Source organism: Fusibacter sp. A1, from assembly GCF_004125825.1.
Taxonomy (GTDB): Bacteria; Bacillota; Clostridia; order Peptostreptococcales; family Acidaminobacteraceae; genus QQWI01.
This window is the reverse complement of record NZ_QQWI01000008.1, coordinates 70,211-95,697: the sequence shown is the minus strand read 5'-3', so window position 1 is coordinate 95,697 and position 25,487 is coordinate 70,211. Positions and strand designations below refer to the sequence as shown.

Annotated in this window: 22 protein-coding genes and 1 tRNA gene; 20 read left to right on the top strand and 3 right to left on the bottom strand. The window is 46.5% G+C overall.

Annotated elements, in window-relative coordinates:
- Position 1: 1 nt before the first annotated feature.
- Both DWB64_RS12610 and DWB64_RS12605 read left to right on the top strand, forming a co-directional pair.
- Positions 2-1,141, top strand: a complete 1,140-nt coding sequence (locus DWB64_RS12610) for an HD-GYP domain-containing protein (RefSeq protein ID WP_164980397.1) — start codon at positions 2-4, stop codon at positions 1,139-1,141.
- Between the two features lie 32 nt (positions 1,142-1,173).
- Positions 1,174-4,563 carry a transglycosylase domain-containing protein gene (locus DWB64_RS12605; RefSeq protein ID WP_129488607.1) on the top strand — a complete coding sequence of 1,130 codons (3,390 nt, stop codon included), beginning with the start codon at positions 1,174-1,176 and terminating at the stop codon, positions 4,561-4,563.
- Positions 4,564-4,617: 54 nt separating this feature from the next.
- On the opposite strand, the gene DWB64_RS12600 is transcribed toward DWB64_RS12605, so the two are convergent.
- Positions 4,618-4,694, bottom strand: a tRNA-Pro gene (locus DWB64_RS12600).
- A 172-nt stretch (positions 4,695-4,866) separates the two neighbouring features.
- On the opposite strand from DWB64_RS12600, the gene DWB64_RS12595 reads away from it, so the two are divergent.
- Positions 4,867-5,073, top strand: a complete 207-nt coding sequence (locus tag DWB64_RS12595; protein ID WP_129488606.1) for a DUF3955 domain-containing protein — start codon at positions 4,867-4,869, stop codon at positions 5,071-5,073.
- Between the two features lie 51 nt (positions 5,074-5,124).
- Here the strand turns inward: DWB64_RS12595 and DWB64_RS12590 are convergent, their stop codons facing one another.
- A complete protein-coding gene (locus DWB64_RS12590) occupies positions 5,125-5,922 on the bottom strand; it encodes a peptide-methionine (S)-S-oxide reductase (RefSeq protein WP_129488605.1) in 798 nt (265 codons plus the stop codon).
- Positions 5,923-6,080: 158 nt separating this feature from the next.
- Between DWB64_RS12590 and DWB64_RS12585 the strand changes: the two genes are divergently transcribed.
- Entirely contained in the window at positions 6,081-7,658 is a 1,578-nt protein-coding gene (locus DWB64_RS12585) for a hypothetical protein (RefSeq protein WP_129488604.1), read from the top strand.
- Between the two features lie 56 nt (positions 7,659-7,714).
- Here DWB64_RS12585 and DWB64_RS12580 read toward each other — a convergent pair whose 3' ends face one another.
- Positions 7,715-8,293, bottom strand: coding sequence for a TetR/AcrR family transcriptional regulator (locus tag DWB64_RS12580; RefSeq protein ID WP_129488603.1), 579 nt, complete (start codon positions 8,291-8,293; stop codon positions 7,715-7,717).
- A 199-nt stretch (positions 8,294-8,492) separates the two neighbouring features.
- On the opposite strand from DWB64_RS12580, the gene DWB64_RS12575 reads away from it, so the two are divergent.
- From DWB64_RS12575 to DWB64_RS12500, 16 genes are all read left to right on the top strand, one after another.
- The gene (locus DWB64_RS12575; protein ID WP_129488602.1) at positions 8,493-10,409 is read left to right on the top strand and encodes a cache domain-containing protein; all 1,917 of its coding nucleotides are present in this window, start codon (positions 8,493-8,495) and stop codon (positions 10,407-10,409) included.
- Between the two features lie 119 nt (positions 10,410-10,528).
- Positions 10,529-11,011: a MogA/MoaB family molybdenum cofactor biosynthesis protein gene (locus DWB64_RS12570; protein WP_129488601.1), complete on the top strand. Its 483-nt coding sequence runs from the start codon at positions 10,529-10,531 to the stop codon at positions 11,009-11,011.
- Between the two features lie 21 nt (positions 11,012-11,032).
- The gene (locus DWB64_RS12565; RefSeq protein WP_129488600.1) at positions 11,033-11,863 is read left to right on the top strand and encodes a substrate-binding domain-containing protein; all 831 of its coding nucleotides are present in this window, start codon (positions 11,033-11,035) and stop codon (positions 11,861-11,863) included.
- Positions 11,864-12,547 carry an ABC transporter permease gene (locus DWB64_RS12560; protein ID WP_129488599.1) on the top strand — a complete coding sequence of 228 codons (684 nt, stop codon included), beginning with the start codon at positions 11,864-11,866 and terminating at the stop codon, positions 12,545-12,547.
- Positions 12,548-12,559: 12 nt separating this feature from the next.
- Complete coding sequence (locus DWB64_RS12555) at positions 12,560-13,264, top strand: ATP-binding cassette domain-containing protein (protein WP_129488598.1); 705 nt, start codon at positions 12,560-12,562, stop codon at positions 13,262-13,264.
- Positions 13,252-14,469 carry a molybdopterin molybdotransferase MoeA gene (locus DWB64_RS12550; RefSeq protein WP_129488597.1) on the top strand — a complete coding sequence of 406 codons (1,218 nt, stop codon included), beginning with the start codon at positions 13,252-13,254 and terminating at the stop codon, positions 14,467-14,469. Before DWB64_RS12555 ends, DWB64_RS12550 begins: the two co-directional genes overlap by 13 nt.
- 17 nt (positions 14,470-14,486) lie before the next feature.
- Complete coding sequence (gene moaA, locus DWB64_RS12545) at positions 14,487-15,440, top strand: GTP 3',8-cyclase MoaA (RefSeq protein ID WP_129488596.1); 954 nt, start codon at positions 14,487-14,489, stop codon at positions 15,438-15,440.
- A 9-nt stretch (positions 15,441-15,449) separates the two neighbouring features.
- Entirely contained in the window at positions 15,450-15,935 is a 486-nt protein-coding gene (locus DWB64_RS12540) for an MOSC domain-containing protein (RefSeq protein WP_243118980.1), read from the top strand.
- Positions 15,932-16,999, top strand: coding sequence for an XdhC/CoxI family protein (locus DWB64_RS12535; protein WP_129488595.1), 1,068 nt, complete (start codon positions 15,932-15,934; stop codon positions 16,997-16,999). Before DWB64_RS12540 ends, DWB64_RS12535 begins: the two co-directional genes overlap by 4 nt.
- 164 nt (positions 17,000-17,163) lie before the next feature.
- A complete protein-coding gene (locus tag DWB64_RS12530; RefSeq protein ID WP_129488594.1) occupies positions 17,164-18,009 on the top strand; it encodes a xanthine dehydrogenase family protein subunit M in 846 nt (281 codons plus the stop codon).
- Between the two features lies 1 nt (position 18,010).
- Positions 18,011-18,484, top strand: coding sequence for a (2Fe-2S)-binding protein (locus DWB64_RS12525; RefSeq protein ID WP_129488593.1), 474 nt, complete (start codon positions 18,011-18,013; stop codon positions 18,482-18,484).
- Positions 18,481-20,787, top strand: a complete 2,307-nt coding sequence (locus DWB64_RS12520) for a xanthine dehydrogenase family protein molybdopterin-binding subunit (RefSeq protein WP_129488592.1) — start codon at positions 18,481-18,483, stop codon at positions 20,785-20,787. The genes DWB64_RS12525 and DWB64_RS12520 overlap by 4 nt, the downstream gene beginning before the upstream one ends.
- 8 nt (positions 20,788-20,795) lie before the next feature.
- Complete coding sequence (locus DWB64_RS12515; protein WP_129488591.1) at positions 20,796-21,710, top strand: DUF2877 domain-containing protein; 915 nt, start codon at positions 20,796-20,798, stop codon at positions 21,708-21,710.
- Positions 21,707-23,416 (top strand): acyl-CoA synthetase FdrA, encoded by a 1,710-nt coding sequence (fdrA, locus tag DWB64_RS12510; RefSeq protein WP_129488590.1) that lies wholly within the window; start codon positions 21,707-21,709, stop codon positions 23,414-23,416. The genes DWB64_RS12515 and fdrA overlap by 4 nt, the downstream gene beginning before the upstream one ends.
- Before the next feature lie 28 nt (positions 23,417-23,444).
- The gene (locus DWB64_RS12505) at positions 23,445-24,704 is read left to right on the top strand and encodes a DUF1116 domain-containing protein (RefSeq protein WP_348983809.1); all 1,260 of its coding nucleotides are present in this window, start codon (positions 23,445-23,447) and stop codon (positions 24,702-24,704) included.
- The gene (locus tag DWB64_RS12500; RefSeq protein WP_129488589.1) at positions 24,705-25,487 is read left to right on the top strand and encodes a cyclase family protein; all 783 of its coding nucleotides are present in this window, start codon (positions 24,705-24,707) and stop codon (positions 25,485-25,487) included.

The window sequence follows — 25,487 nt, the reverse complement described above, 5'->3', positions numbered from 1 at the left end:
GATGATTAGAACATTCAATCAAGAAAATCAAAAGGTCATTCACGAGATCGTAGCGACGGTGAATACGATCAAGCTCTATACGCTCGGGCATCCTCAGATCGATATCTTCGTTGACAAGCTATACGAGACGATCCAGTTGATCTTCTTTACAGAATCGGAGCTAACGATCCTGATCATAGACGGAGAGGTCGTCGTAAACTCAAGATTGCTTCCTGATCTTGGATCTGTGAGCCGTAACTTTGTAGAAGTGTTAAGAAAAAAAGGGATAGAGAGGCTGACCTTCATAAGAGGGGTCACTCGGGAAGAGCTGTTAGCCGTATTTAAAGAGATGGTGTCGCCGGAGGTTAAGGAGTTTGGCAAGTACGATCGGATTAGGTTGGGAAAACTGGCGATTGAAGATTGGGATAAGGAATATATCCGAGAAGATGCAGCGATCGACTACGACAGGATCTTTGAAAAATCAACGCTTGATCTCAAATCACTTTATGCCAATATTCAGTTCACAAAACAACTTACCAAGACAGATGAGAAAGAGGCAAGGTTCTTGGCTGTCAATTTTATTAAGACCTTCAATCAAATCAGTAATCCTATGGAATATCTGGCGTCGATCAAGACAGAGGATGAATACACCTTTGTACACACGACAAATGTCGCCCTCCTGACGATGAAGCTTGCCGATAACTTGGGGTTTACAGGGCAACACCTTGTGGACATCACCCTAGCGGCACTGATGCACGACATTGGAAAAATGACGATATCCTCTGAAATCCTCAACAAAAAAGGCAGCTTAGACGACGATGAACTCGCAATCATTCAGAGTCACCCTATCAGAGGCGCCCAGTATATCTGTAAACAGAACGAGATGAACAAGCTGACGATGCTCGTGGCGCTTGAGCATCATATCAGATACGACGGTGCTGGTTATCCTAATCTTGGTGAGCGCTGGAACACAAATATCGTCAGTCAGATGGTAAGCGTGTGTGATGTGTACGATGCACTCAGAAGCAATCGACCCTACCGTGGGCCCATGAGCCATCATGAAATAAGGGAGATACTGATTAAAGACAGCGGAACCGTCTTTAATCCTGTTCTTGTAACTAAGTTTTTAGATATGATTGAAAAAACATATTCACCTTCATAAGGAATTAATGCCTAGTCGGAGGGGGGAGAAAAATGAGTCAGTATACGAAAAAGAACATGAAAAAGAAAAAGTTGAATCGGTTGGTGATGTTTTTAATCTATACTTTCTTTCTGGTAATCGTTTTAGGAGTGATCGCTGCAGGGACCGTGCTTCAACTTGTGCAGAGCATTATTGCTGAGACGCCGCCGATTACGAATTACGATATCTACGAGCTTCTCGAAGAGAACTCGGTGATTTACGATATCAACGGTGTTCAGTTTGAAAAGGTGTCTGACGGCGGAGTGAGAACGATCATACCCTATGAGGACATCGATAAGGACATCATAGATGCCTTTGTCGCTGTTGAGGACAAGACCTTTTTTGAACATGATGGTTTCAATTTTGTCAGACTGGTAGGTGCGGTGATTGAAGCGCTAAAAAATGATACAAGTCCTTCCGGGACATCGACCATCACACAGCAGTATGCAAGGAACATGTACCTTGCGGATACTCGATTTGATAAGGGCCAGGAGGGCTTTATCAGAAAAATCAAAGAAGCCCACTACGCGACCGATCTTGAAGAACATCTGTCAAAGGAACAGATCATCGCCTCTTATCTAAACACAATCGAATTAGGAGCAAATGTTCAGGGAATTCAGGCCGCGACCCAGCGCTATTTTTCAAAAGACGCCGACGATGTAGACTACATCGAAGCGGCTATTCTAGCTGGGATTCCTAAGGCCAGTTCCAGATATGCGCCCTTTACGATAATCGATAAAAACGATGTGACAGACGGCCACTATGTGCTTGGCGAGCATGCGGACGAGTATGCGATAGTCTTCAATGAGAACATGCTAGAGCGCTTTAAGGTAGTGTTATATGCGATGAAAACCAATAGCGTGATTACCAAAGAGCAATATGATTATGCGCTAGACTATGCGACAAGCTATAAGATCATCGAACGATTTGTACCGGGAGCCTTTAGAAACGAAGACATCTCTTCTTATTTTGCAGATATGGTCAAGGAAGATGTGTTAGGGGCGCTGATAGAAGAAAAGAACATTACAAAGCTAGAGGCTGAAAGAATGCTCTATGGAGCAGGGCTTCAGATCTATTCGACACTTGATCTTGAGTTGCAAAAAAAGGTGGAAGCCGCGTACAATTCTGACGATTTCAATCCTACCTTTGACGCAGCCACAAGACGTGCTGTTGTCGCATTTCAAAAAAAATATAGTCTGGGTACCGATGGAATCGTCGGTCCGGACACACTTAATAAACTTGCAGAGCTTGGACTGATCGAAAGGGATAAGTTTTTAAAAGAAAACTATTGGGAATGGATGATAGAAGATGAAATCGTCCTTTTAAAGCAGGCGCTAGAAAAAGAAGGGTTATTGTTCAGGACGGTGGCTAATTTGCCTGTCATTGAAGCCTATAGGGATAAATCCAGAAACATTCTGCATCTGATAGAAAATGAGAATGACGATGTCATCGGGTCGATCATCAGTCTGAACGATCTTGACACGCTGGTCAATGCGAATGCAGAACTTGTTGTTAATCCTAACGATTACTATTTTGACAATGACGGCAATCTTGTTTTAAAACACAGCAAGGCCTTCAACTTTTATAGGGTCTTCAATGCGGATGGAACAGAAAAGGGAATCGACCTCTTCATTAAAGACGCCTATCGATCGGATCCGACCTTTGAAACACGGCTACTTGGGGCAAAGGAATTCTACGATGAAAAAGTTTCGATCCAGGAGATGTACATTTTTAAAGGAAAAACCATAAAAATAGGATACGAATACAAGTCCTTTGATAGACGAAGAAATATCGTGATTGATAAGTCTTTTTTTGAAATCAATCCTACCTTTTATACAATCGGAGAAAGCGGCGAACTCCTGATCAATAAGGTGTTTTACAATATTTCAAGTACCGGTGTGATTCAACCCCAGTCTGCGATGGTGGTGATCGATTACCGTACTGGTGAGCTGCGAGCCCTTGTGGGTGGCAGAAACATCGCCGGGCAGCGAGTGTACAACAGGGCGCTTAATCCTAGACAACCAGGATCTTCAATCAAACCCTTAGGTGTCTATATACCGGCACTTGATAGTGGATTGACCACATCTACCGTATTTGACGATGTGCCCCATTATGACAACAAGGGTAAAAGATGGCCTAAGAACTGGTATGAGCATCAGGCATACAAGTACTGGGGTATCATGACCATGCGTGAAGCGATTGAGATGTCCAACAATGTAATCGCTGTCAAGGTTGCTGATCGTCTTGGAGTGGATCTTCTGATACCTTACTTGCAAAAGTTTGGAATATCGACGCTCGACCTCGAAGGACCGGTTCATGACAGAAATCTATCGGCTGTCGCCTTAGGTGGCATGTCGGTGGGCACGACACCGCTTGATATGGCAGGTGCATACGGTGCGATAGCAAACGGAGGAACACGAAACGAAACCATCACCTTCACCAAGGTCACGGACAAATACGGAAAGGTGATTCTTGAGAACGTTCCAGAAAAGACCTTTGTGGTTGAAGAGAATGTCGCATTTTTGATGCATGACATGCTGCAATCGGGAGCGCGCGTAGGTCTAGCCAAAACCGCGGCTATCAGAGAAAACAACGAAGGAATCCCCATTGCGGGTAAGACCGGTACGACATCCAGCAAACACGATGCGTGGTTTATCGGTTATACAGGCTACTACGCTGCGAGCGTCTGGATAGGAAACGATGTGCAGGTACCGCTTTCTCAGGGGTCCACAATCGCAGCTAAGTTTTGGAAGGGAGCGATGCAGTCCATTCATGAGGACCTTGCGGACAAAGGGTTCAAATCGTATGAAGAGGTGGGGCTTGTCACCATGGAAGTCGACAGTAAATCAGGTAAGATTCCAACTCCGCTAAGTTATAGAGACCCTGAAGGCAGTACGGTTATCACCGAACTCTTCATACCCGGTACAGAACCCACAGAGTATGATGATATTCACAAGGAATCGATCTACTGCAGCGAGAGCAACAGGCTGATTACGCCCTACTGTCCAGAAAGCACTTATATATCGGTGGTGACCCGCACAAGGGTCGATCCAGGCTACTATTCTTTCGCAATAAAGGACAATATCTATATGGCCCCAAGGTATGGGTCTGCTACTGACTTTGACTATGCAGCCTATACGAATAATCCAAACTCACCTTATTGCTTTATTCACACTGGAGTGGTCAGAACCGCTCAAACGACGGTTTCCATACTTGGCAACATCGGCACAACAGACCTTGCCGACGGACAAAAGCTAACCACCGAATCCATCATCATCACAACCATTCATAAAGCCGTGTACAACGTGGATGCAGGCTCCAGAATCAACAACCAGGGTACCATAGTCACTACAGAAAACATCGTGATCTACCCATGGCAAATCGAAAGCTATACACGCAAATGACAAGTGCATTAATACAAAAAACTAGTATCTCATCACTGAAATACTAGTTTTTTATGGTCGGAGTGACAGGACTTGAACCTGCGGCCTCTTGACCCCCAGTCAAGCACGCTACCAATCTGCGCCACACCCCGATAATGAATAATTATAGTGTATAAGACACTAATTGTAAAGGGTGTGATAACATTTATCTTGCTGAACCGGTAAAGATTCTTACAAGAGTGTAAGGCAAATGTAAGTTGATTCGAATGATGTTTAGCTCTCGTATTGGTATACTTGGCTTAACCAATGAAAGGAGTTGCTAAAATGAAAAAATACCATGTCAGTTTGTTAGCGCTAGTACTAGCTGCAAGTTGCATTATCATGTTCAATCTCATCGGCTCATCTGTGAATGAGGAGGGTATCTTGATCGAACCTTTCTTTTTGATTCCGATAGGATACATTTGTCTATTAATCGCTGTGGTTTCAGCAGTGTTCACACGTATTTCTACTAGACGATCTGCAAGAGGATAGTAGGCGAAAACTACAAACGGTCTTACTAGCTATCGGTTGAATGGGATCCGATCAGTTTTCCCGATCTACGATTGCCCTCATTCTGTTTTGAGAAGCGTCTGATAGTCCGGAATTTTGCAGTAGTACAGTTAAATCTTTTGATTTACCATAACCTGCAATGTATCCGTTTAGCTTTGATGCAAGGATGGATAAGATTTGCTTATCGGGTGTGGTGAATATTTGAGAAACTTCGTCATAGAGCGAGGTTTCTTTTTTTAGATAACTCAGTTGATGTCTATCTTCGGCAAGATAGAATACGTCCAGTGGGTCGATTTCTGTAAAGATGGGTTTTCCCTGTGATTGTGAAAACTCCTTTTTAAGATTATTGGCTATACTCTGTTCCTCGTCGTCGCGATAGAAGATCACAGACTTTACCCGCTGACTATATGCTCTCACGGTTGCATCATAATAGGTGAAATAGAGGGTTACAAGATCTTCATAGGTGAGGAATGCAGGGTCATAATCAATTTCGATGACTTCGATATGGTTACCCAGATTTTCGTATGACGGCGTAGTGCCTGTTCCGCCAGTGTAACCGACTCTGGTTCTAAGTACGCCGTCAAGTACGGCAAAATGAGCTGCTGGTCCCCAGAAACATCCTAGTGCGAAGGTAGCAGTCTTATAGTCGCCATCAAATTTTTCGATCTGTGGGTATTCACCTGTCCAATGGGCATCATAAACCACTTGCCCCTGAGGTGTATAGGCAAGACAGTAAGCACCTTCGTTTTCACTAGGTGTTTCTTGTGATGCAGTTGGGGTACAACTTGCTAGAAGTAAGGAAAATACGAGTATCAAACATAGTCTTTTCATCTTTACCACCAATCTTTTTCATACAATACAATCGTATAGTATATAGATACCCGTAATTGATAAATGTTATCATTAAACAGTGGTTAAACTATCACCTTAAGAAATGATATACTGAAACTGGTAGAAACTAATCAAATAATCGGATAGTAGGTGAAATGATGGCACAAGATATAAAACTGGCAAGCTTCATGGAGTATCTGGTATGTAAATACGGCGTTGTACATATGGACTGGGCTTTTGATAAGTATCGCGAGCTTGCTGCTGTCGATTTTTCAGATAGGGAGCTTGCGTTAAGAGTAAAGGAAATCAATCGGACGAACCGCACATTTTTGACTACGGGCAATTTTGTTTATGAGTCGAGTGTGAAGAATGTCGCTCTGTTTTCTAGGGGAATTGCAAAGAGAGGCGATTGTGAACGGGATGAGCCTAGCATGGTGGAATGGAAGGGGTTTAAAAGCAGCGGTCTGGGATACTGGGCCGATGGGTATGAACCGCTTGTTGAAGCTCTTGCTGAGCTTGTCGATGACATGAGGATTGACAGTAGGAGGCTTACTGACCATCTGCTGTCTATCTACCAGGTAGAAGGTGATAAGCAGGGGATTGTGAATGCCATAGGACAGGTGACTTCTTTAAAATCAGAAGATGAAGTCCGTCTATTCTTGAGTCGTTTCCTGCAGGTGTTTAAAAAGATGCCGAAGTGGCTGAACCTAGGCGCAGTTATGAACTCTAGGGGTGATTCGGACCTTGAGCCTGATGTGATTAAGTTAAGAAAGAACAGACCGATGCAGGAAGGAAAGACACTGAATGACTGTCTGAATGAGCTTACCGATCTTGAGCTTCAGAGGATTGGAAGTAGACGCGGTATCAGAGGGGTCGACAATCTGAAACGTGCTGAAAGGCTTGAAGTGCTGCATACTGATATCTTATCGAAGTTACCTGAGCATTGCCACTATATGATTGATGGACATATCAAATGCTTCAATGCTTTAGTGAAAAATAGGTTAAGAGAGCATGTTTGCCCCTTTGTGGAGGATTTGATCGACTTGGGCTTTTGTTTTGAGTTAATAGAAAAAGACAAGGCGTGCCTGTATGTTCCACATGAGGTAGCCGAAGTGATTAAAGCGCAGATGAACGAACGGGTGATTAGACAAATAGGTTTTAACACTAGAATAGCTAGAATGATTGAGTTTGCCGTTTATAAATTCGGTGTCATTTCAATATATGATTTGGACAAATGGATCAAGTCGGTTCTTATGGATGAGTACCGAATCAGCACCCTTTTCGCTCTGCTTCCGGTGACAAATGTTGGACATGACTTTCAATCTGCAAGAATCTATCATCCTGGTATCGAGTCAACGTTTATTGAAATCTATCAAAGGATAAAAAACAATTCGACTTTTGAGGAATACTCCAAATTTGATTCAGAGGAGTTTGAAGCTTTCTGTGACGGATACGTTTGGAGCTTTCACCCAGAGCTTGAAAAGGTAGAGCATGAACTGAGTATGCTTTTACCGGATGGGGAGCGTATGGATCTTTTCATGTTTGAAATGATGAAGTGCTTTTCACTGGGGCAAAGCATCAAGAGCATCACGAAAAGCCTATCCGAAGGAGACACAAATACATGTTTAATTGATAAAGATAAGCTTTTGCCCCTAATCGAGTACTGTGACAATCATTGTCCTTTGTGGCTGCACAAGGGACATGTCAAAGAAAGACCTAGGCTCAGGCTCGTATGATGGGTTTAAATAGCAAAACAGCACGCTTAAGGCATACCACTTTGAGCGTGCTGTTTCTATTCTTGTTTAATGGAGCTAATCAGTCCGGTCATGCTGTTTCTGAAGATCTGATCATATCCATCGAGGGTATGGATGCTTTCCAAAATAGGCAGGTAGACCTGATAGATGGTGTTAGCCATGATTTTGATAAGCTTATCATCGAGTGTGGAATACTCGGGAACCAGCCTCAGTAACTGGTTGAATACAAATACGAAACCGTGCTTGTAGCTTTCTATTTCGGTGCAATCATCCGAGTTTAGCTTCATTAGCAGGATCGAGTTTAAGGACTCGGTTTTCCACAGCTCAAGACAATAGGTCCAGATTTGGTCTAAAGAGATTTTTTTAAGATCTTTGGCATCCGATAGATAGTCTTTGGCATGGTCGCAGACAGGCATGACCATTTCTTTGATAAGCGCCTCTTTGTTTTCGAAATGGTTGTAGATGGTCTTTCTTGCCACATCCGCGTGTTTTGCAATATCTTCTAAAGAAACAGAACCTGATCCATGAAGGACCATCAAATCGGCAGCTGCGGTTAAAATCTCCTGATGTTTTTGGTCTCTTCGTTTTGTAGTTCGACTAATTTTTAATTCCTTCATAGTTCACCTCACTGCTGATTCGTGTCTGTTAATTAGTTATAGTTTATCATATGATTAAAGTAAGTTGTACAGAGGTGTGTAAGTTTATGTATGGATGAGGCAGGCTGTATCCTTCTATCGATTAATAAGAAATATCAAGGGTAAAAGTGCTATAATGGGATATAGATATTTCGCAATAAACCTACCTTAGGAGCTGCTTATGAACGTGACACGGGCAAAAATCAGGTTGAACTGGATCATTCTTATTGGCATATTGACGATGGGACTACTCGCCATGTCCGTCTATCTGTTGGCTACGGGAATCGACAATGTCAAAGTATCCTCAAAGCGTTTTGAAACGTTCATTCTAAATGGAATGAAAAGCGACGTCAGGTCCGAGGTGCTCAACCGGGTGGATGAGATCGAATATGAACTGAGGTTCATTCAGGATCGTGAGAACGAGGTGACAAAATCAAAGGTTCAGAACATGAGAGACATGTTGCTTAATGAGCTAGAGTTTAAAAACGTTGATATTTCTGAAATGAAAAGCAAGGTACTCGAAGAGTTCGAGATACATGTAAGTGTGGACACTGAATATTTTTTTTTTGCATTGAGCAAAGAAGGGGAACTGCTCAGATCTGGAACGGACAGTACCTTTGAGGGGACGAGTGTTGTCGATCTTGTGGATAAGAATGGTGTCTACTATATACGTGAGATGCTCAAGGCTGTTGATAATCCAGATGGCGTTTATGTGACCTACGACTGGCCCAAGGTAAGCGGAGGCGAACCGCTGACGAAAACATCCTACTGTTTATATGCTCCAGAACTCGACATACTGATCGGCACTGGCAGCTATCTAGAAGATATGGAAATCGACTTGAAAAGCAACATTACAAAACGCCTTCAGTTTTATTATAGCGGTAAAAACAGCTATATCTTTATCCACGAAAACGACGGTACCGCTCTTGTTAGCGGGAACTCGAGCTATCTGGGTGAGAATATGTCACAGATCCTCGATTACGACGGAGTGTCAATCCATGACAAGTGTCTGGAGGCGCTCAAGGATAGCGAGGATGCCTTCATTACCTATTACTACCTTAATAAAGAGACCGGTAGCGTTTCTGAAAAGATATCCTATATCAAGCGGATCGACCAGTGGGACGCTTACATAGGTATGGGCTTTTATACCGACGACCTGGTCCAGGAGATCGAACGATATAATGAGGAGTTCAAGAAGGATCATTACCGAAAAACAAGCGTCGCAATCAGTTTACTGGTGGTTTCCTATATCGCACTATTTCTACTGATTAGAAGAGCGACAAGCCTTCAGGGCAACTACTTGAAGCAGGAAGACGTTATCTTTGAACAGCTTTTTCAGCTTTCAAATGACGGCATATTGATTTTATCGGACAGCGGTGAAATCTTGTACGAGAACCGAAAAATAAATCTGCTGTTCAACAACAACATCGAGGATTATGTCAACGGCAGCAAGCTGACCCTCAAGTCTGAAAATGAAAAGGTCTACCGTATTGAGAATAGCCTAGATAGGACCTATTTTATCGAAATCAGTCAGGAACCTATCGGATTTAAGGGCTATGACAGTCTGATCTACTTCTTTAAGGATGTGACCAAAGCCTATTTGAAGTCGAACAAGTTTGAACAGCTCGCACTGATAGATGAGCTTACCCAACTGCCCAATCGAAGAAAACTGGTGTCCGATTTTGACGAGCTGTCTTCGATCGACCCGAGCGAGCACGAGATATGCGTCGGCATTGTCGACCTTGACGACTTTAAAAAAGTCAACGACGTCTTTGGGCACACCTTAGGCGATGAGGTGCTAAAGCTCTTAGGCGACGTTTTCAAGCACCGACTAAGACCGGAAGATACAATCTACAGATATGGTGGCGAAGAGTTTGTCGTGATCCTGAAAAACACCTCGCTCAAAAATGCGAAAGCGGTTCTTACAGAAATCAACAAGACGCTGGGCATAGAAAGCGAAAAGCAGTTTTCTGTCAAGGTTACCTATAGCGGGGGGCTTGTCAGCTATAGGGGCGATAGTCTGTATGATACCATCAAATCTGCCGATTTTAAATTGTATCAGGCCAAAAGAAACGGTAAGAACCGTATTGAAATATAAGGATCAAACTTCACCTTTCGTAGGTGAAGTTTTTTTTTGAATTTTAAGGACTTGCCCTGAGACCTTGAAAATAATGGTATAATAATTACAATATTCTGAATTTAACACAAGGAGAGATTATGTATACTTTTGGAGTAATAACCGTTAGCGATAAAGGTGCTCGTGGAGAGCGCGAAGATAAAAGCGGTGAGCTGATCAAGACGATGATGCATGCTTGTGGGTACCAGATCAAAGGTTACCAGATCGTACCCGATGAGGTGGACAGGATAAAAGATGCCTTAGTCGACATGTGCGACCAGGCAATAAACATAATACTGACTACCGGAGGAACCGGGTTTTCGAAACGGGATGTCACTCCTGAAGCGACAAAGCAAGTGATTGAAAGAGAAGCCTTGGGCCTTGTTTTCGCCATGCTTTCAAAGGGTCTCGAGGTGACTCCAAAGGCCATGCTTTCGAGAGCGACTGCGGGAATACGCGGTGAGTCGCTGATTATCAACCTACCCGGGAGCCCCAAGGCGGTTGCAGAAAACCTAGAAGTGGTGCTACCGGTATTAGGGCATGGACTTGGAATCTTGTGCGGTACAGACGGCGAATGCGGCTGAAGAGGAACTAAGGAGTGACACATGAAAAAAATTGTCTTACTCTCTGTCATGGTTGTGCTGCTGCTTTCGTTGACTGTGGTATTTAAAGCCGAATCGAGAGAGAGCATTGTATTGGCAACCACGACAAGTGCTGAAAACAGTGGGCTGCTCGCTTTTTTACTGCCTGACTTTGAAGAAGCATACGGCGTAAAGGTGAAGGTGGTTGCCGTCGGTAGTGGAAAAGCCCTGAGGATGGGCATGGAGGGCGAGGCGGATGTGCTGCTCGTTCATTCAAAAGACGCAGAAGAAAGCTTTATGGACGACGGGTACGGGATTATGAGAAGCGCTGTGATGTACAACGAGTTTATCTTAGTCGGCCCTAAGGAGGATCCTGCATCTTTAAAAGGGCTTAAGGACATCGCCCTAGCTTATAAGAAAATAGCGGATAGTGAGTGCAGCTATCTTTCAAGAGGCGATGAATCGGGTACGCATGTCAAAGAACGCACCCTGCTCGAATCCTTAGGTATTTCACCATCCTCAAGATGGTACCTCGAATCGGGCCAGGGTATGGGAGCGACGCTTCAGATGGCAAGCGAGCTGATGGCCTATACTTTGACAGATCGTGCGACTTATCTGTCGATGAGCTCTCACCTTGACCTAGAGGTGATTGTGGAGGACGACCGGCGGCTTTTCAACCAATATAGCGTGATTCTTGTCAATCGGGCAGAGACTGAAAAGGAATATGAGAATAACGCCTTGCTATTCTATACGTGGCTGGTGTCTGAAAAAACACAAAACAGAATCGCAACCTTTGGGCAAAGAGAGTACGGACAGCAGTTGTTTGTACCCAATGCGGACCATGGAGATCAGTAGATGAATTATATTTTTGATGGACTAAAAGAAGGTGTGCACCTTCTTGTAACTTTTAACCAGGACGTGTATCAGGTGATTTTTCTGTCGATCGCCGTGTCCTTCATGTCAAGCCTTATCAGTTCTGTGATAGGCATACCGCTTGGACTGTTGATTCTTTCTAAGGACTTTACCCTCAAGAAGATGACCGTCCGCTTGATCAACACCATGATGGCCATGCCGCCTGTTGTGATTGGACTTGTCACTGCGATACTGCTGGCAAGAAAGGGTCCCTTTGGTGTCTTTGAGCTGATGTTCACACCCAGTGCGATGGTGATCGCCCAAACTATTCTGATTACACCCATTGTGATGGGTATCATTATAAACAACACAAAGGCAAAAGCGCAACATACCATAGACACCTGCGAAAGCTTGGGTGCGAATCGGTTTGAAACATTCAAGATGCTCGTTTTAGAGCTCCGTAAAGTAATCATGGGGGCGTATGTGGCCGGGTTTGGCAGGGCGGTTTCAGAAGTCGGTGCGATCATGCTTGTGGGTGGCAACATCAGAGGAGCGACAAGAACGATGACGACCTTTATCGCCATGAACAACAGTATGGGAAACTACGAGACCTCGATTGCGATGGGGCTGATTTTGATACTTTTAGCCTTTGTCGCCAACACGATACTTTATAAGTTGATAGAGTAAAAGGATAACCCTATGAATGTGATTTACAACAACCTGACAAAACAATATGACAGCAGGCAGGCTCTCTCCATTGACGAGCTGGTCATAAAAAAAGGAGAGATCACCTGCGTGATCGGACCTAACGGTGCCGGAAAATCCACCTTGCTCAAACTGCTGAGTTCAGCCCTTAGCCCTTCAGGACACGTTCGCTGCATCAACGGGTTTGACAAGATGCAAACGAGCTTTGTGTGGCAGCAGGCGGTCTTATTCGATAGGACGGTGATCGATAATTTGATGTATCCGCTGACCCTTCGAAAGATCAGTAAGGATAAGGCGAAAGCGGTGGCTTATGAGGTCGCAGGTCAGATGTGCATCGAAGGCTTACTTGAGCGGTATCCTATCACCTTATCGGATGGCGAAAAACAGAGGGTGATGATCGGCAGGGCCCTTGTGTATCAGCCGAAGCTTCTGCTGTTAGACGAGCCGACGGCGAATATCGACCCCTATTCGATTGAGGTTGTGGAACAAACGATTAGAGACAGGGTGGATAACGATGGACTTACAGTCGTTTGGGTGACGCATAACCTGTCGCAGGCGGCAAGGGTCGCTGATACGGTCGTCTACCTTGAAAAAGGGCGAATCGTCGAACAAGGAAACGGTAAAAGCGTTCTGCTTTCTCCTAAGAAAGAGCTGACAAAAACATTTTTACATCACGAGGTACTCACATGGGCAAAATAGTAAAAGGGCTGAGCATGACTCCTATAGAGGAGGTTCTTAAGACAATCGGCGGTGCATTTATGGATCGGCCGCTGCAATCGGAAGACATCGGTATTTTAAATGCAGCTGGTAGGATGTTAAGCGATAAGATAATCAGCAGGGTCACCATACCCGAATTCGCAAAATCGACCGTGGACGGATATGCCATACGTTTTTGCTCGCACACAAGCGTGAAAAAGCTTATAGGTAAAGTGGGCATGGGCAGTGTCACCGACTTAACAGTGGACGAAGCTGACTGCGTGTACGTGCCAACCGGGGCGATGATTCCAAGTGGCGCGCAGACGATGGTGATGGTGGAGGACACGGTCGCAAACGAAGACGGCACAGTCACCATTATCGGAGAACATACTAAACGCAACCACATCATCGAAGCCGGCGAGGATATCAAGCCCGGTGAGACGGTGCTACATAGACATACACTTATCGGAACGCATGAGATAGGGGCTCTTGCCTCACTTGGATTTACAGAGGTAAACGTCTTAAAAAAACCTACGATCATGATCCTCTCGACAGGAGACGAGCTGGTGAGTCTTGAAGAAGCGCAGATAAAAGGAAAAGTACGCGACATCAACACCTATATGCTAAAGGTCGAAGCCGAGGCCTTAGGTTTTGAGGTGCTGGAGACCAAGGTGCTTAAGGACGACTATGACCTGATCAGACGCGAAGTGGAACAGGCTGTTTCAAAGGCGGATGTCGTGTGCGTATCGGGAGGAAGCTCAGTCGGTGAAAAGGACATGACGGCTACGATCTTATCGTCTATCGGGGACCCTGGAGTCCTTGTGCACGGTATGGCGATAAAACCTGGAAAACCCACCATCGTGGCATCCATAGGGGGTAAACCCATATTCGGTCTGCCTGGACATCCTGTCAGCGCGATTGTGGTATTCAGACTGCTAATCAAAGCGCTGCTTGTGACGTGGGGCTATAAGGTAGCTAGCGAAAGAAAAGTGCAGGCGGTGCTTGTTGATGAGGTTGTGGCGGCACAGGGCCGTGACACCTACCAGATGGTGAGTCTGACAGAGGAGAACGCGCGGCTCTTGGCGAACCCTACTAATGGTAAATCGGGACTGATCACCTATCTGACGCAGTCAAACGGATATGTGGTCATACCAAAAGAGATAGGACGGATAGAAAAGGGTACTGTGGTTGACGCATACTACTTTTAAAGAACAGTAGGTTGATGATGAGAGATCAATACGGTAGAACAATAGAATATCTGAGGATCGCAGTGACAGATCAGTGCAACTTAAGCTGCAAGTACTGCAAAACAGGCGAAAGCTGCCGTGAAGAGAAAAGGGTGCTAAGCGCCGATGAGATCGTACGCGTTGCGCAGGTGATGGTCGATATGGGCATCAAAAAGATCAGACTGACAGGTGGAGAACCTCTGCTTGCCGATGGGATTATCGCGCTTGTGGCAAGGCTTAAGTCGATCAGCGGATTAAAAGAACTCACGCTTACCACCAACGGAGTGCTGCTTAACAGGTATGCCAAAGGCTTAAAAGAAGCCGGACTCGACCGCGTGAACATCTCGCTTGACTCACTGGATAGGGACAGCATGAAAGAATTGACAGGTAGGGACTGTCTTGACCTTATCTTTGAAGGAATACGTGCGGCAGATGCAGCGGGTCTTACTCCGATTAAGCTTAACACAGTGCTTATCGGTGGATTCAACGACCATGAGATCAATGACTTTATCAACCTGACCCTGACGCATGACCTTGACATACGGTTTATCGAACTGATGCCTATCGGTCAAGCGGCATACTGGCAAAGTCATCGGTTCATTGCAAGCGATACGGTGCTAAAAGCTAACAAGAACTTGATTGAGATCACTGAGGACAGCTCCAGCCCCGCAAGGTATTTTAAGCTCGAAGGCGCAAGGGGCAGGGTAGGACTTATCAGTGCCATGACCTGTGACTTTTGCGACAGGTGCAACCGGTTGAGGCTGACCTATGACGGCAAACTAAAACCTTGCCTTCATACCGACATAGAGGTGGACCTGCTTGATAGCCTCGAAAGTGATGAATGGATCGCAGACAGAATAGAAGAAGCAGTCCAAAATAAACCGCAAAAGCACCACGCAGGCGACAAGGGCCATATACCTGTAAAACGGGCGATGTTCCGCATTGGAGGGTGAAAACAACTGATGGACAAACCTAAGCTAAATCAAATGAATACGACAGGCGCATCGGTGCTGTCGGTCAACATAAGCAAAACAAAAGGAACAGTCAAGGATCCTGTAAAGAGCGCTGAGCTAAGGACCGGCCATGGAATCGTAGGCGACGCGCACGCGGGTGACTGGCATAGACAGGTTTCACTGCTCGCTATCGAGAGCATCGAAAAAATGATCGACAAGGGTTTTGACAACCTAACCCCAGGAATCTTTGCTGAAAACATTACTACAAAAGGAATCGAACTACACACCTTGCCAGTAGGGACCAGGCTTAAGATAGGCGCTACCCTGCACGAAGTGACTCAAATAGGAAAACAGTGCCACAATAGCGGCTGCGCGATCAAGCAGGCGACTGGAGAATGTGTGATGCCTACTGAAGGCATTTTCACCAGAGTGTTGGAAGAGGGAATTGTCATAGCCGGCGATTGCATTAGTTTGATAGAACAGGACGACTTATGAAGAATAAGATTTATGAGCAGCTAAACCAAAATCTTAACAAGGGTAAGCGGTGCGTCGTCTTTACGGTGCTTGACTTCATCGATGACACCGGAGGCCGGATCAGCCACAAGGAACTGATCGTCGAGAACGAGTTGACAAGTGGGATGGGCGGGCATTCTGAGAATTACCGCCATGCGGTAGTAGAAGCGCTGGACACAGGAAAAATGCGCTTTGACAGGATTAGTCGGACCAGTGCGGTTTTGATCGAACCTTTCTTACCAAAGCCGCGACTGATCATTTTTGGTGGGGGTCATATCTCTTTACCCTTGGTCGAGTTTGCGACCAAAGTAGGCTTCTCTTGTGTGGTATTCGATGACCGCCCGTTCTTTGCGAACAAGCAAAGGTTTTTAGAGGCCGATCAGGTAATCTGCGAGGCCTTTGACAAGCTGACGGACACGATCGAGTTTAGAAGCTCTGACTATGTGGTGCTGGTCACTAGAGGCCATAGATACGACAGGGACATCCTCAGAAAAATGCTCAAGATAGATCTTTGCTATTTAGGCATGATCGGATCGAAACGCCGGGTTGCCGGCATGAAAGAGCAGCTGTTGTTGGAAGGAGCGGATAAGGCAAGGCTTGAGAGGTTGATGTCTCCAATTGGTATCGAGATAGGTGCGGTTTCACCAGAAGAGATTGCAGTAGCTATAACAGCGCAGCTGATCGCTGTTAAAAACAGGTTCGGCACAAAACATTTTGACAAACAAGTCGAAGTGGTGACCTTTAAGGAGCAGATCGCCAAGCAGCTGAATGATGAGGCAGCGATGCCAAAGGCCCTGCTGACCATCATTTCTACCAAGGGATCGGTCCCCAGAAAAGCTGGCGCCAAGATGGTCGCCTATTATGACGGGCGGACGTTTGGAACGATTGGTGGAGGCTGCAGCGAGTCCGATGTGATAGCAAAAGCAAGGGATAGGATGCTTGAAAGAGGATTCTTCGTCGAGTCAATCAGGATGACAGGCGAAGTCGCAGAGGACGAGGGAATGGTCTGCGGCGGAATCATGGATGTACTTGTAGAAGTGTTTTAAGAAAGAGCTAAGTAGTTTAAGCCAAACGAAGGTGCAAGGTGTCTAAATAAGACATCTTGTACCTTTTATTTTTGGGCTCAAACTGTGTGACGGGTTCAAATTTTGGTATAAGACAAATAGTTGGAATTAGTGTAGAAACTAAGTTAATAAATGGGGGTGCAGTGGTGAGGGAATTCAAGTACTTTAAGCCGGAATCGTTAAAAGAGGCAAGTGATCTTTTAGTCACCTATGGGGATGGAGCCCATATTCTTAATGGCGGTACCGACCTTTTGACAAGGATAAAGGCGGGAGTGACCCGAGTTGACCAGGTGATTGACATCAAAGGGATCGGCGGACTGGATCAACTAGGCTTCACAAAAGAAGACGGTCTCTTTATCGGCGCGTGCGTAACCCTGAACAGTCTTATGAAAAACGACGATGTAAAAAGACATTATCCAATGTTAATAGAGGCCATACACCTGTTGGGATCGACCCAGATCAGAAACCGTGCGACCTGCATAGGCAATCTGTGCAATGCCTCACCACTTGCGGATACGGCGACACCACTTTTAGTCATGGATGCTGTCGTTCACGTATACGGAAAAGACGGCCCCCGCGACATATCCATCCACGACTTCTTCACTTCGGTTAGAAAGACAAGCCTCATTGAGGGCGATATCGTAACGGGTGTGACCCTGCCATACGAGGAGGACTTTCATGGGTACTTCCACAAAACATCCAGAAGAAAAGAGGTTGATCTTGCCATTGTGTGTGCGAGTGTCGCCCGTGTTAAAAACGACTATAGAATCGCGCTTGGCGCTGTGGCTCCGACACCTATCAGGGCGTCAAGGACCGAGGCCTTCTTAATGGATAAAAGGTTGAATGAAGATGTGATAAAACGTGCCAGTCTGATGATTGCCGGCGAAATCAGCCCGATCGACGATGTGAGGTCTACAAAAGAGTACCGTATGGATATTGCTCAGGTGCTTGTAGAACGAGGCCTTGAACTTCTGATGAAAGGGGACCGTTGATATGAAGCATACCATCAGTTTTTATTTAAACGGCGAAAAAATACAGCACGAAGTAAAACCGAATCTGACGCTTCTTAAGATGATTAGAGAGGATTTTTACCTGACAGGTGCTAAAGACGGTTGCGGCGCGGGAGAATGCGGCGCATGCACGGTACTTTTAGACGGACTGCCTGTCACAGCGTGCCTGATGCTAGCAGTAGAGGCCGATGGCACTTCTATCACAACGATAGAGGGATTGTCAGATGGTACAAAGCTTCATCCGCTTCAGACGGCGTTCATTGAAAAAGGCGCGCTTCAGTGCGGGTACTGCACTCCCGGAATGGTCCTGACGGCAAAGGCCTTGCTCGATCATCAGCCCAATCCCACAGAAGATGAGATCAAAGCTGGCATCAGTGGAAACTTATGCAGATGCACCGGCTACAAGAAAATTATCGAGGCGATTCAAGAGGTCGCAAAGAAGGGAGGAACTACATGAAAGTTGTCGGAACCAGGGTAAACAGAGTCGACGGTATCGACAAAGTCACCGGTACCACCCAGTATGTAGACGACCTCCATTTACCTAGAATGCTCTATGCAGGTGTAAAGCGAAGCGATTACGCCCACGCCAAGATTATACGTATCGACACAAAAAAAGCAGAAGCGCTTGAGGGTGTCAAGGCTGTGATCACCGGTGAGCACTATAAGAAAAAGTGCGGTCTTTATCTGGAAGACAAGAACTTTTTAGCGGTCGACAAGGTCAGGTATCTAGGCGAGGCGGTGGCTGCTGTCGCTGCTGAAACCGAGGACATCGCCAAGGAAGCTGTGAAACTGATTGAGATAGAATACGAGGAGCTGCCCGCTGTTTTTGATGCGGTAAAAGGCATGGAACCCGACGCGCCCCTTGTGCACCCCGACCTCGGTGATTACCACTATGCCAAGGTGTTTTTCCCCAAGGCTGGGACCAACATCAGCAATCATTATAAACTGCGAAAAGGAGATGTCGAGTCAGGGTTTGAACAGGCGGACCATATCTTTGAGCATGAATTTAAAGTACCGCATGTGCAGCACGTGCCCATCGAAAACCATTCGGTCATCGCCAAGATGGATCCCGACGGTACCGTCACGGTTTGGGCCAGCTGCCAGTCGCCTTTTGCCGTGCGCAGAACCCTTTCAGTGGCATTCGATTTGCCGCTCAACAAGATCAGGGTCATCTCGCCGGCTGTAGGTGGCGGGTTTGGATGTAAGGCGGGAACAACCCTTGAAGGGATTGTCATACCGCTTGTGATGCTCACAAACGGAAGACCTGTCAAGCTCACCTATTCGAGAGAGGACGAGTTCTACAATGCCTTTGTAAGGCAGGGTCTGCATCAGACCATCAAGACGGGCGTCATGAACAGCGGCAAGGTCGTCGCTGTTAAAAACACGCTCATCTGGGATGGTGGAGCCTATAACGAGTACGGTGTCAACATCGTCAAGGCTGGGGGATACTCCTCCACTGGAGCTTATGATATCGACAACGTGTGGACCGATTCGTACTGCGTGTACACCAATCATCCGGTAGGCGGCGCCTACAGAGGCTTTGGCATGTCAGAGATCCATTTTGGGATTGAGCAGAATATGGACATGATTGCGCTAGAACTGGGGATTAACCCAATTGAAATGAGAAGGATCAACAGTTTGCAGGCAGGAAGCAGAAACGGAATGGGTCAGACGATCGACCAGTGCGGGCTACTCGAATGTATAGAAAAGGTCGTCAAACATCTTGACTACGACAAGTCGAAAAACAGCGAGAACAACGACTTGGTAAAAGGCGTCGGACTTGCATGCGCACTTAAACCACCCTTTATGCCCAACAACGCGGCCTCGTCAGCGATCATTAAAATAAATGAGGATGGAACCGCGCATCTTTTGGTCACAGCGATGGATCTAGGGCAGGGATCTGACACGGTGCTGACGCAAATCGCATCAGAAATGCTTAGTATCCCTGTTGAAAAAATAAAAATCAAGACAGGAGACACCGATTACACACCGTACGAGTGGCAGACGGTTGCGAGCAGGACGACCTACAGCGCAGGGAACGCAGTAATCAAGGCGTGCGAAGACGCCAAAAGCCAGCTTCTTGATCTTGCGCAAATCAAGTTGGGTATCATCGACAGGGACCTTGAACTCGAAGATGAGTTTATCGTATCGAAGATTTACCCGCAAAAGCGGATACCTATTTGTGAACTAGCCGTTGGCCTAAGCATGGAGGACGGTTCAGGTATCCATGGTCCGATTATCGGAAGAGGTGTGTTCATCCCCGACAACCTGAGAAACGCAGACCCCGAAACAGGACTCGGGGACAATCCGGTGCTGTTTTGGACCTACGGCTGCCATGGTATGGAGATTGAAGTGGACAAGCGCACAGGAATCATCCGGGTGGTAAAAGCCGTGGCCGCCTATGATGTGGGTAAGGCGATCAACCCTCAGCTGCTCGAAGGACAGATCGAAGGTGGAATCATGCAGGGGCTTGGAACTGCGCTATGGGAAGAGCTTAAACTCAAGGATGGGAAAGTGCTCAACGCCTCCTTTACCGATTACAAGATACCTACAGCCGACGATATTCCTGAAATGATCATCGAAATCATCGAAAATCCCGAACCAAAGGGAGCATTTGGTGCAAGAGGTGTTGGAGAACTTGCGATGATACCTGCCGCACCCGCTGTGGCGAATGCCCTATATGACGCGCTGGCCATCAGAATCATGTCGATGCCGTTAACGGCAGAAAAAGTACTTAAAGCGATAAAAGATAAGGGATGATGTGAATCATGATACTGGTATCTGAAGATTTGATAGCATTATTAAAACAGAAGCACATAAAGGCGAACATCCATTCAAGGTTTGAAAGCGCCATCAATATGCTTACAGAATCATACGAGCTGATCACGGTGTTCATGGAACCTGAGAACATCTCACCGATGTCTGTAGTGATCACAAAAGACCGTTTCAGCGACCTTGAGCGGCACAAGGAAAAGAATCTGGAGCTGTCGCTACAAGGAAACAGGCTGCTGCTTTGTGGCGGACATCAGATACTTAGTGAGGAGTTCATCACCTGGAGCCCGATGACTTCTTATAGTCCTGTAGCTATGGGGCAAAATCTGGATCTGAGCGTGTCGTGCAAGAAGATGGTAGATGCGGTTTCGATCTATGGCAACTTGGATGGCGTGGGTCCTTTGATCTATATGAACGAGACAAGTGTCGGGCTGACCGACGCCTTGGCCTTCTTCATGCCTCGGCTGCAGTCCTTTATAGAATCGCTCTGTGAAATGGAACTAGAACGTATCCGGTTCCATTCACTGCTGATCATAGGCTTCGGACCAGGCCTCACACCAGCAAGCGATGATCTGTTAAGCGGAATGTTACTCAGCCTGATCTACTTCGGTGAGCATTATGGATTAAACATTCAGACGGTGCGTCAGATCACCCGGTCGATTGTTTCAGGAATTAGGGGTTTAACCACATTGATCGGTGAGCGTAGTCTTATCTATGCTTCTGAGGGAAGAGTCTGCCTGAAGGTGAAAAGGGCGATCGACTCCATATTAAACCAAAATCAGGGTTTAGAAGACGCTCTGATTGGGGTGATAGAACTAGGCGCTACATCGGGCACAGACCTTTTGACTGGCATGTACTTAGGCATGCGGCTCTTGATGGATGGGCGGATCAACTGGGAGGATAAGGCATGAAGGTTTACACAAGGGTCAAAAAAAATGCGTATTACGACTCCATCACGTTGATGCGGATGTCTAAGGAACTAGAAGGCATGGACGGTGTTAAAAGTCCTCTGATAGGGATGGGTACGTCGCTTAACAAAGACCTTGCCAAACATCTTGACGTGTTTGATGAAACCATGACAGACGCGACGCCTAATGATCTGATGATCACCTTCATGGCAGTCAGTAAGGAGTGCGCCGATGCGATTTTTGACAATCTGGAAGGACTCTTGACCAGTGCTAGAAGTACAGGGACCGGAGATTATGAAGCTGCGACCCTCGAATCTGCCATGGAAAGCACACAAGATGTCAATCTTGTTTTAGTCTCTGTTCCAGGGCAATACGCAGGTGCTGAGGCTAAAAAAGCGCTAGAAGCTGAAAAACACGTGATGGTATTTTCTGATAATGTCGATCTTGAAACGGAGCTTGAGCTTAAAGAGCTTGCCACTGCAAAAGGACTGCTCATGATGGGACCCGACTGCGGAACGGCAATCATTAACGGAACACCGCTAGGATTTGCAAATGCCGTTGCTAGGGGTTCGATAGGAATCGTCGGTGCTTCCGGCACGGGTATTCAGGAAGTATCGGTACTGATCGACAGGTACAAGGAGGGCATCTCTCAGGCGATAGGAACCGGTGGAAGAGACCTAAAGGCGCCAATAGGTGGATTGATGATGCGCATGGGACTGAGAGCGCTTATCCAAGATGACAGGACCGAAGTCATCGTGCTGCTATCAAAAAAACCGGATAATATAGCTGCAAGAAGTGTATTGGAGTTGATCGGAACGACAGACAAGAAAGTGGTGGTCAACTTTTCTGGATGTGACAGAGCACTGATTGAAAATTACGGCGCGATCTATGCGCATACTTTAGAAGACGCAGCCCGACTGGCTGTGGAGCAATGCGGCAAAGAGGTCGCGGTTACGCATGCTGACATAAGAACGCTAGTTGAACAGGAGTCTCATGCGATGAGAAGCGACCAGAAGCTCCTGCTTGGGTTGTTTACCGGCGGAACACTGGCTTCTGAAGCGGTGGAGATCATCGGTGATTCGATGAAGGAGTTAAGCACAAACCTTGTACAGGAGCATAAGATCGGCGTTTCGGATATTCGGACATGCCCAGGTCAGCTCATCATAGACCTTGGAGACGATGCATTTACTGTAGGTCGGGCGCATCCAATGATCGATCCTGGCATCAGGACGAGCATCATCAACCACGACATGGGACAACAGGTCGCTGTGCTTCTTCTGGATATCGTATTTGGATACGGAGCCCACCCTGATCCTGTAGGTGAGATGCTTAGCGCCCTTGTTGCAGCCAAGAAAAGAGCCCGTCTACAAGGCGGATACCTGTCCGTCATCTGTTCGATCTGCGGTACCGACAAAGATCCGCAGGATTACGAGGCATCCAGGTCTGTTTTAAATGAGATCGGTGTGATCGTTGCTGAATCGAATGCGCAGGCTTCAATGATCGCTAAGGAACTACTAAACAGGGTCAACCAGATTCAGTTAAAGACAAAAGACCTGTTCGATACGGACTTGTCTGTCATCAATGTGGGTCTGGACATTTTTTATCAAGACCTGATACGCGCTCATTGCAAAGCGGTCAATGTGGACTGGAGGCCCCTCGCCGGTGGCGACAAAAGAATGACCGATCTTTTATCAAGGTTGAACCGGTGAAAGGATTCAAAAGAAAGGCAGGTGCACGGTGAACGAAAAAATCAAAATGGCGAACGAGCTGGCGATTGACAGGCTTTTAAAGGCTCGTCCCGTTCTACTGGACATAAAAAAGGCGGGGGATGTCATTCCCGGCTTGGACAAGACTACCATCTTGCATGCGGGTCCGCCGATCAAGTGGCAAGACATGAGCGGTCCGCTAAAAGGCGCAGTCGCTGGCGGACTAATTTACGAGGGGCTTGCCACTGATTTTGAAACGGCTAGCGAGCTTGCCATGTCGGGCGACATCAAGTTTGATTCCTGCCATCATCATGGGGCGGTAGGTCCTATGGCCGGGGTCATCACCAGCAGCATGCCTGTTTGGGTCGTTAAGAACGAAACCTTTGGCAACTACAGCTACTGCACCTTAAACGAGGGTCTAGGAAAAGTGCTTAGGTACGGAGCGTTCAGCTCTGATGTGATGGCAAAGCTTAAATGGATGGAAACCAAGCTGGCGCCTGTATTGAAGGCTGCGCTTAAACTATCGGGGCCCATAGAACTAAAACCCATGATCGCTCAGGTGCTTCAGATGGGTGATGAGGGGCACAACAGGAACAAAGCCGGAACTTCTCTATTTATCAGAGAGATGGCGCCATTTATTGTCAGGACGGACTTTACTGACGACGAAAAATCAAAGGTGCTCAGCTTTATACATAGCAACGACCACTTCTTCTTAAACCTGACCATGCCCGCATGTAAATGTACGATGGACCCACTTAGCGGCATAGCGTACAGTACGATCGTGCATACCATGGCAAGAAACGGAACCGAGTTCGGTATCAGGATAGCAGCACTTGGCGACCGGTGGTTCACGGCTCCCGCCCAAGTGGTCGAGGGTCTGTTCTTTACAGGATTTACAAAGGATGATGCCAACCCGGACATCGGAGACAGCGTGATCTGTGAGACCGCAGGTATCGGTGGTTTTGCGATGGCATCGGCGCTGTCCATTGTTCAGTTTGTAGGTGGAACTACAGCTGACGCGCTAAATTACACACGAAGCATGTACGAGATCACCGCTTGTGAGAATAATGCCTATAAGATCCCTATGCTCGCCTTTAAAGGCACACCGACAGGAATCGATCTGCTAAAAGTGATTGAGACGACCATACTGCCGATCATCAACACCGGAATCGCACATAAGCTTCCCGGTATCGGCCAGGTCGGAGCGGGCCTTGTGAGACCCCCAAAAAAGTGTTTTGAAGACGCACTGGAAGCTTTTGTCGAGATGATCGAGAAAGAAGGAGGAAACTAAATGGAATTTTGGAACAAGGTAAAGATGTACGACCTGACTCAGAACTTATCACATTTGACACCCGCCTGGCCTACGTATGAACCTCTTCAGATCAAGTTTTTCAAAAGGCTCACACCCAACGGCGCCAACGGGCAGCTTATCACGACGTCAAACCATGTGGGAACACACCTAGACGGATCCTTACACTTTTGCACCCATGGAAGGGACATCGCATCGATTCCGCTTGAAGACCTAGTGGGTCCTGGAGTGATCGTGGACCTTTCGGATATGGCGGAAGACTATGGCATCTACACCTCACAAGATATCTTAGATAGGGTAGAAGTCAAAAAAGGGGACATACTTATCATCAATACCGGCTACCACAAATACGGATGGGACCAGCCCGAGGCCGACGAACGAAGGTATATGCTCAGGCATCCGGGACCTACAAAGGAGTTTACAAAATGGTGTACCGACATGGAGCTCAAGTGGATCGGTGTGGACTGCGGTTCGGCGGACCATCCATTCAACACCAAAATAAGAGACTGGGAGCCAAAAGAAGCCAAGCTTGCAGACAAGTATTTGCAACAGAAATACGGAAAATCCTTAGAAGAGATATTCCCAGACGAGGATTACCAGCTGATGCATGTCGATTTGTTCCCTATCGATATCGTGCACGCAGAAAACCTTGGTGGAGAAATCGACAAGCTGCTCAACAAAAGAATGATCATCGGATGTTTTCCTTGGAGATTTCAGGGGGGGGAATCGAGTATCTGCAGAATCGTCGCATTCAATGAAGAATAG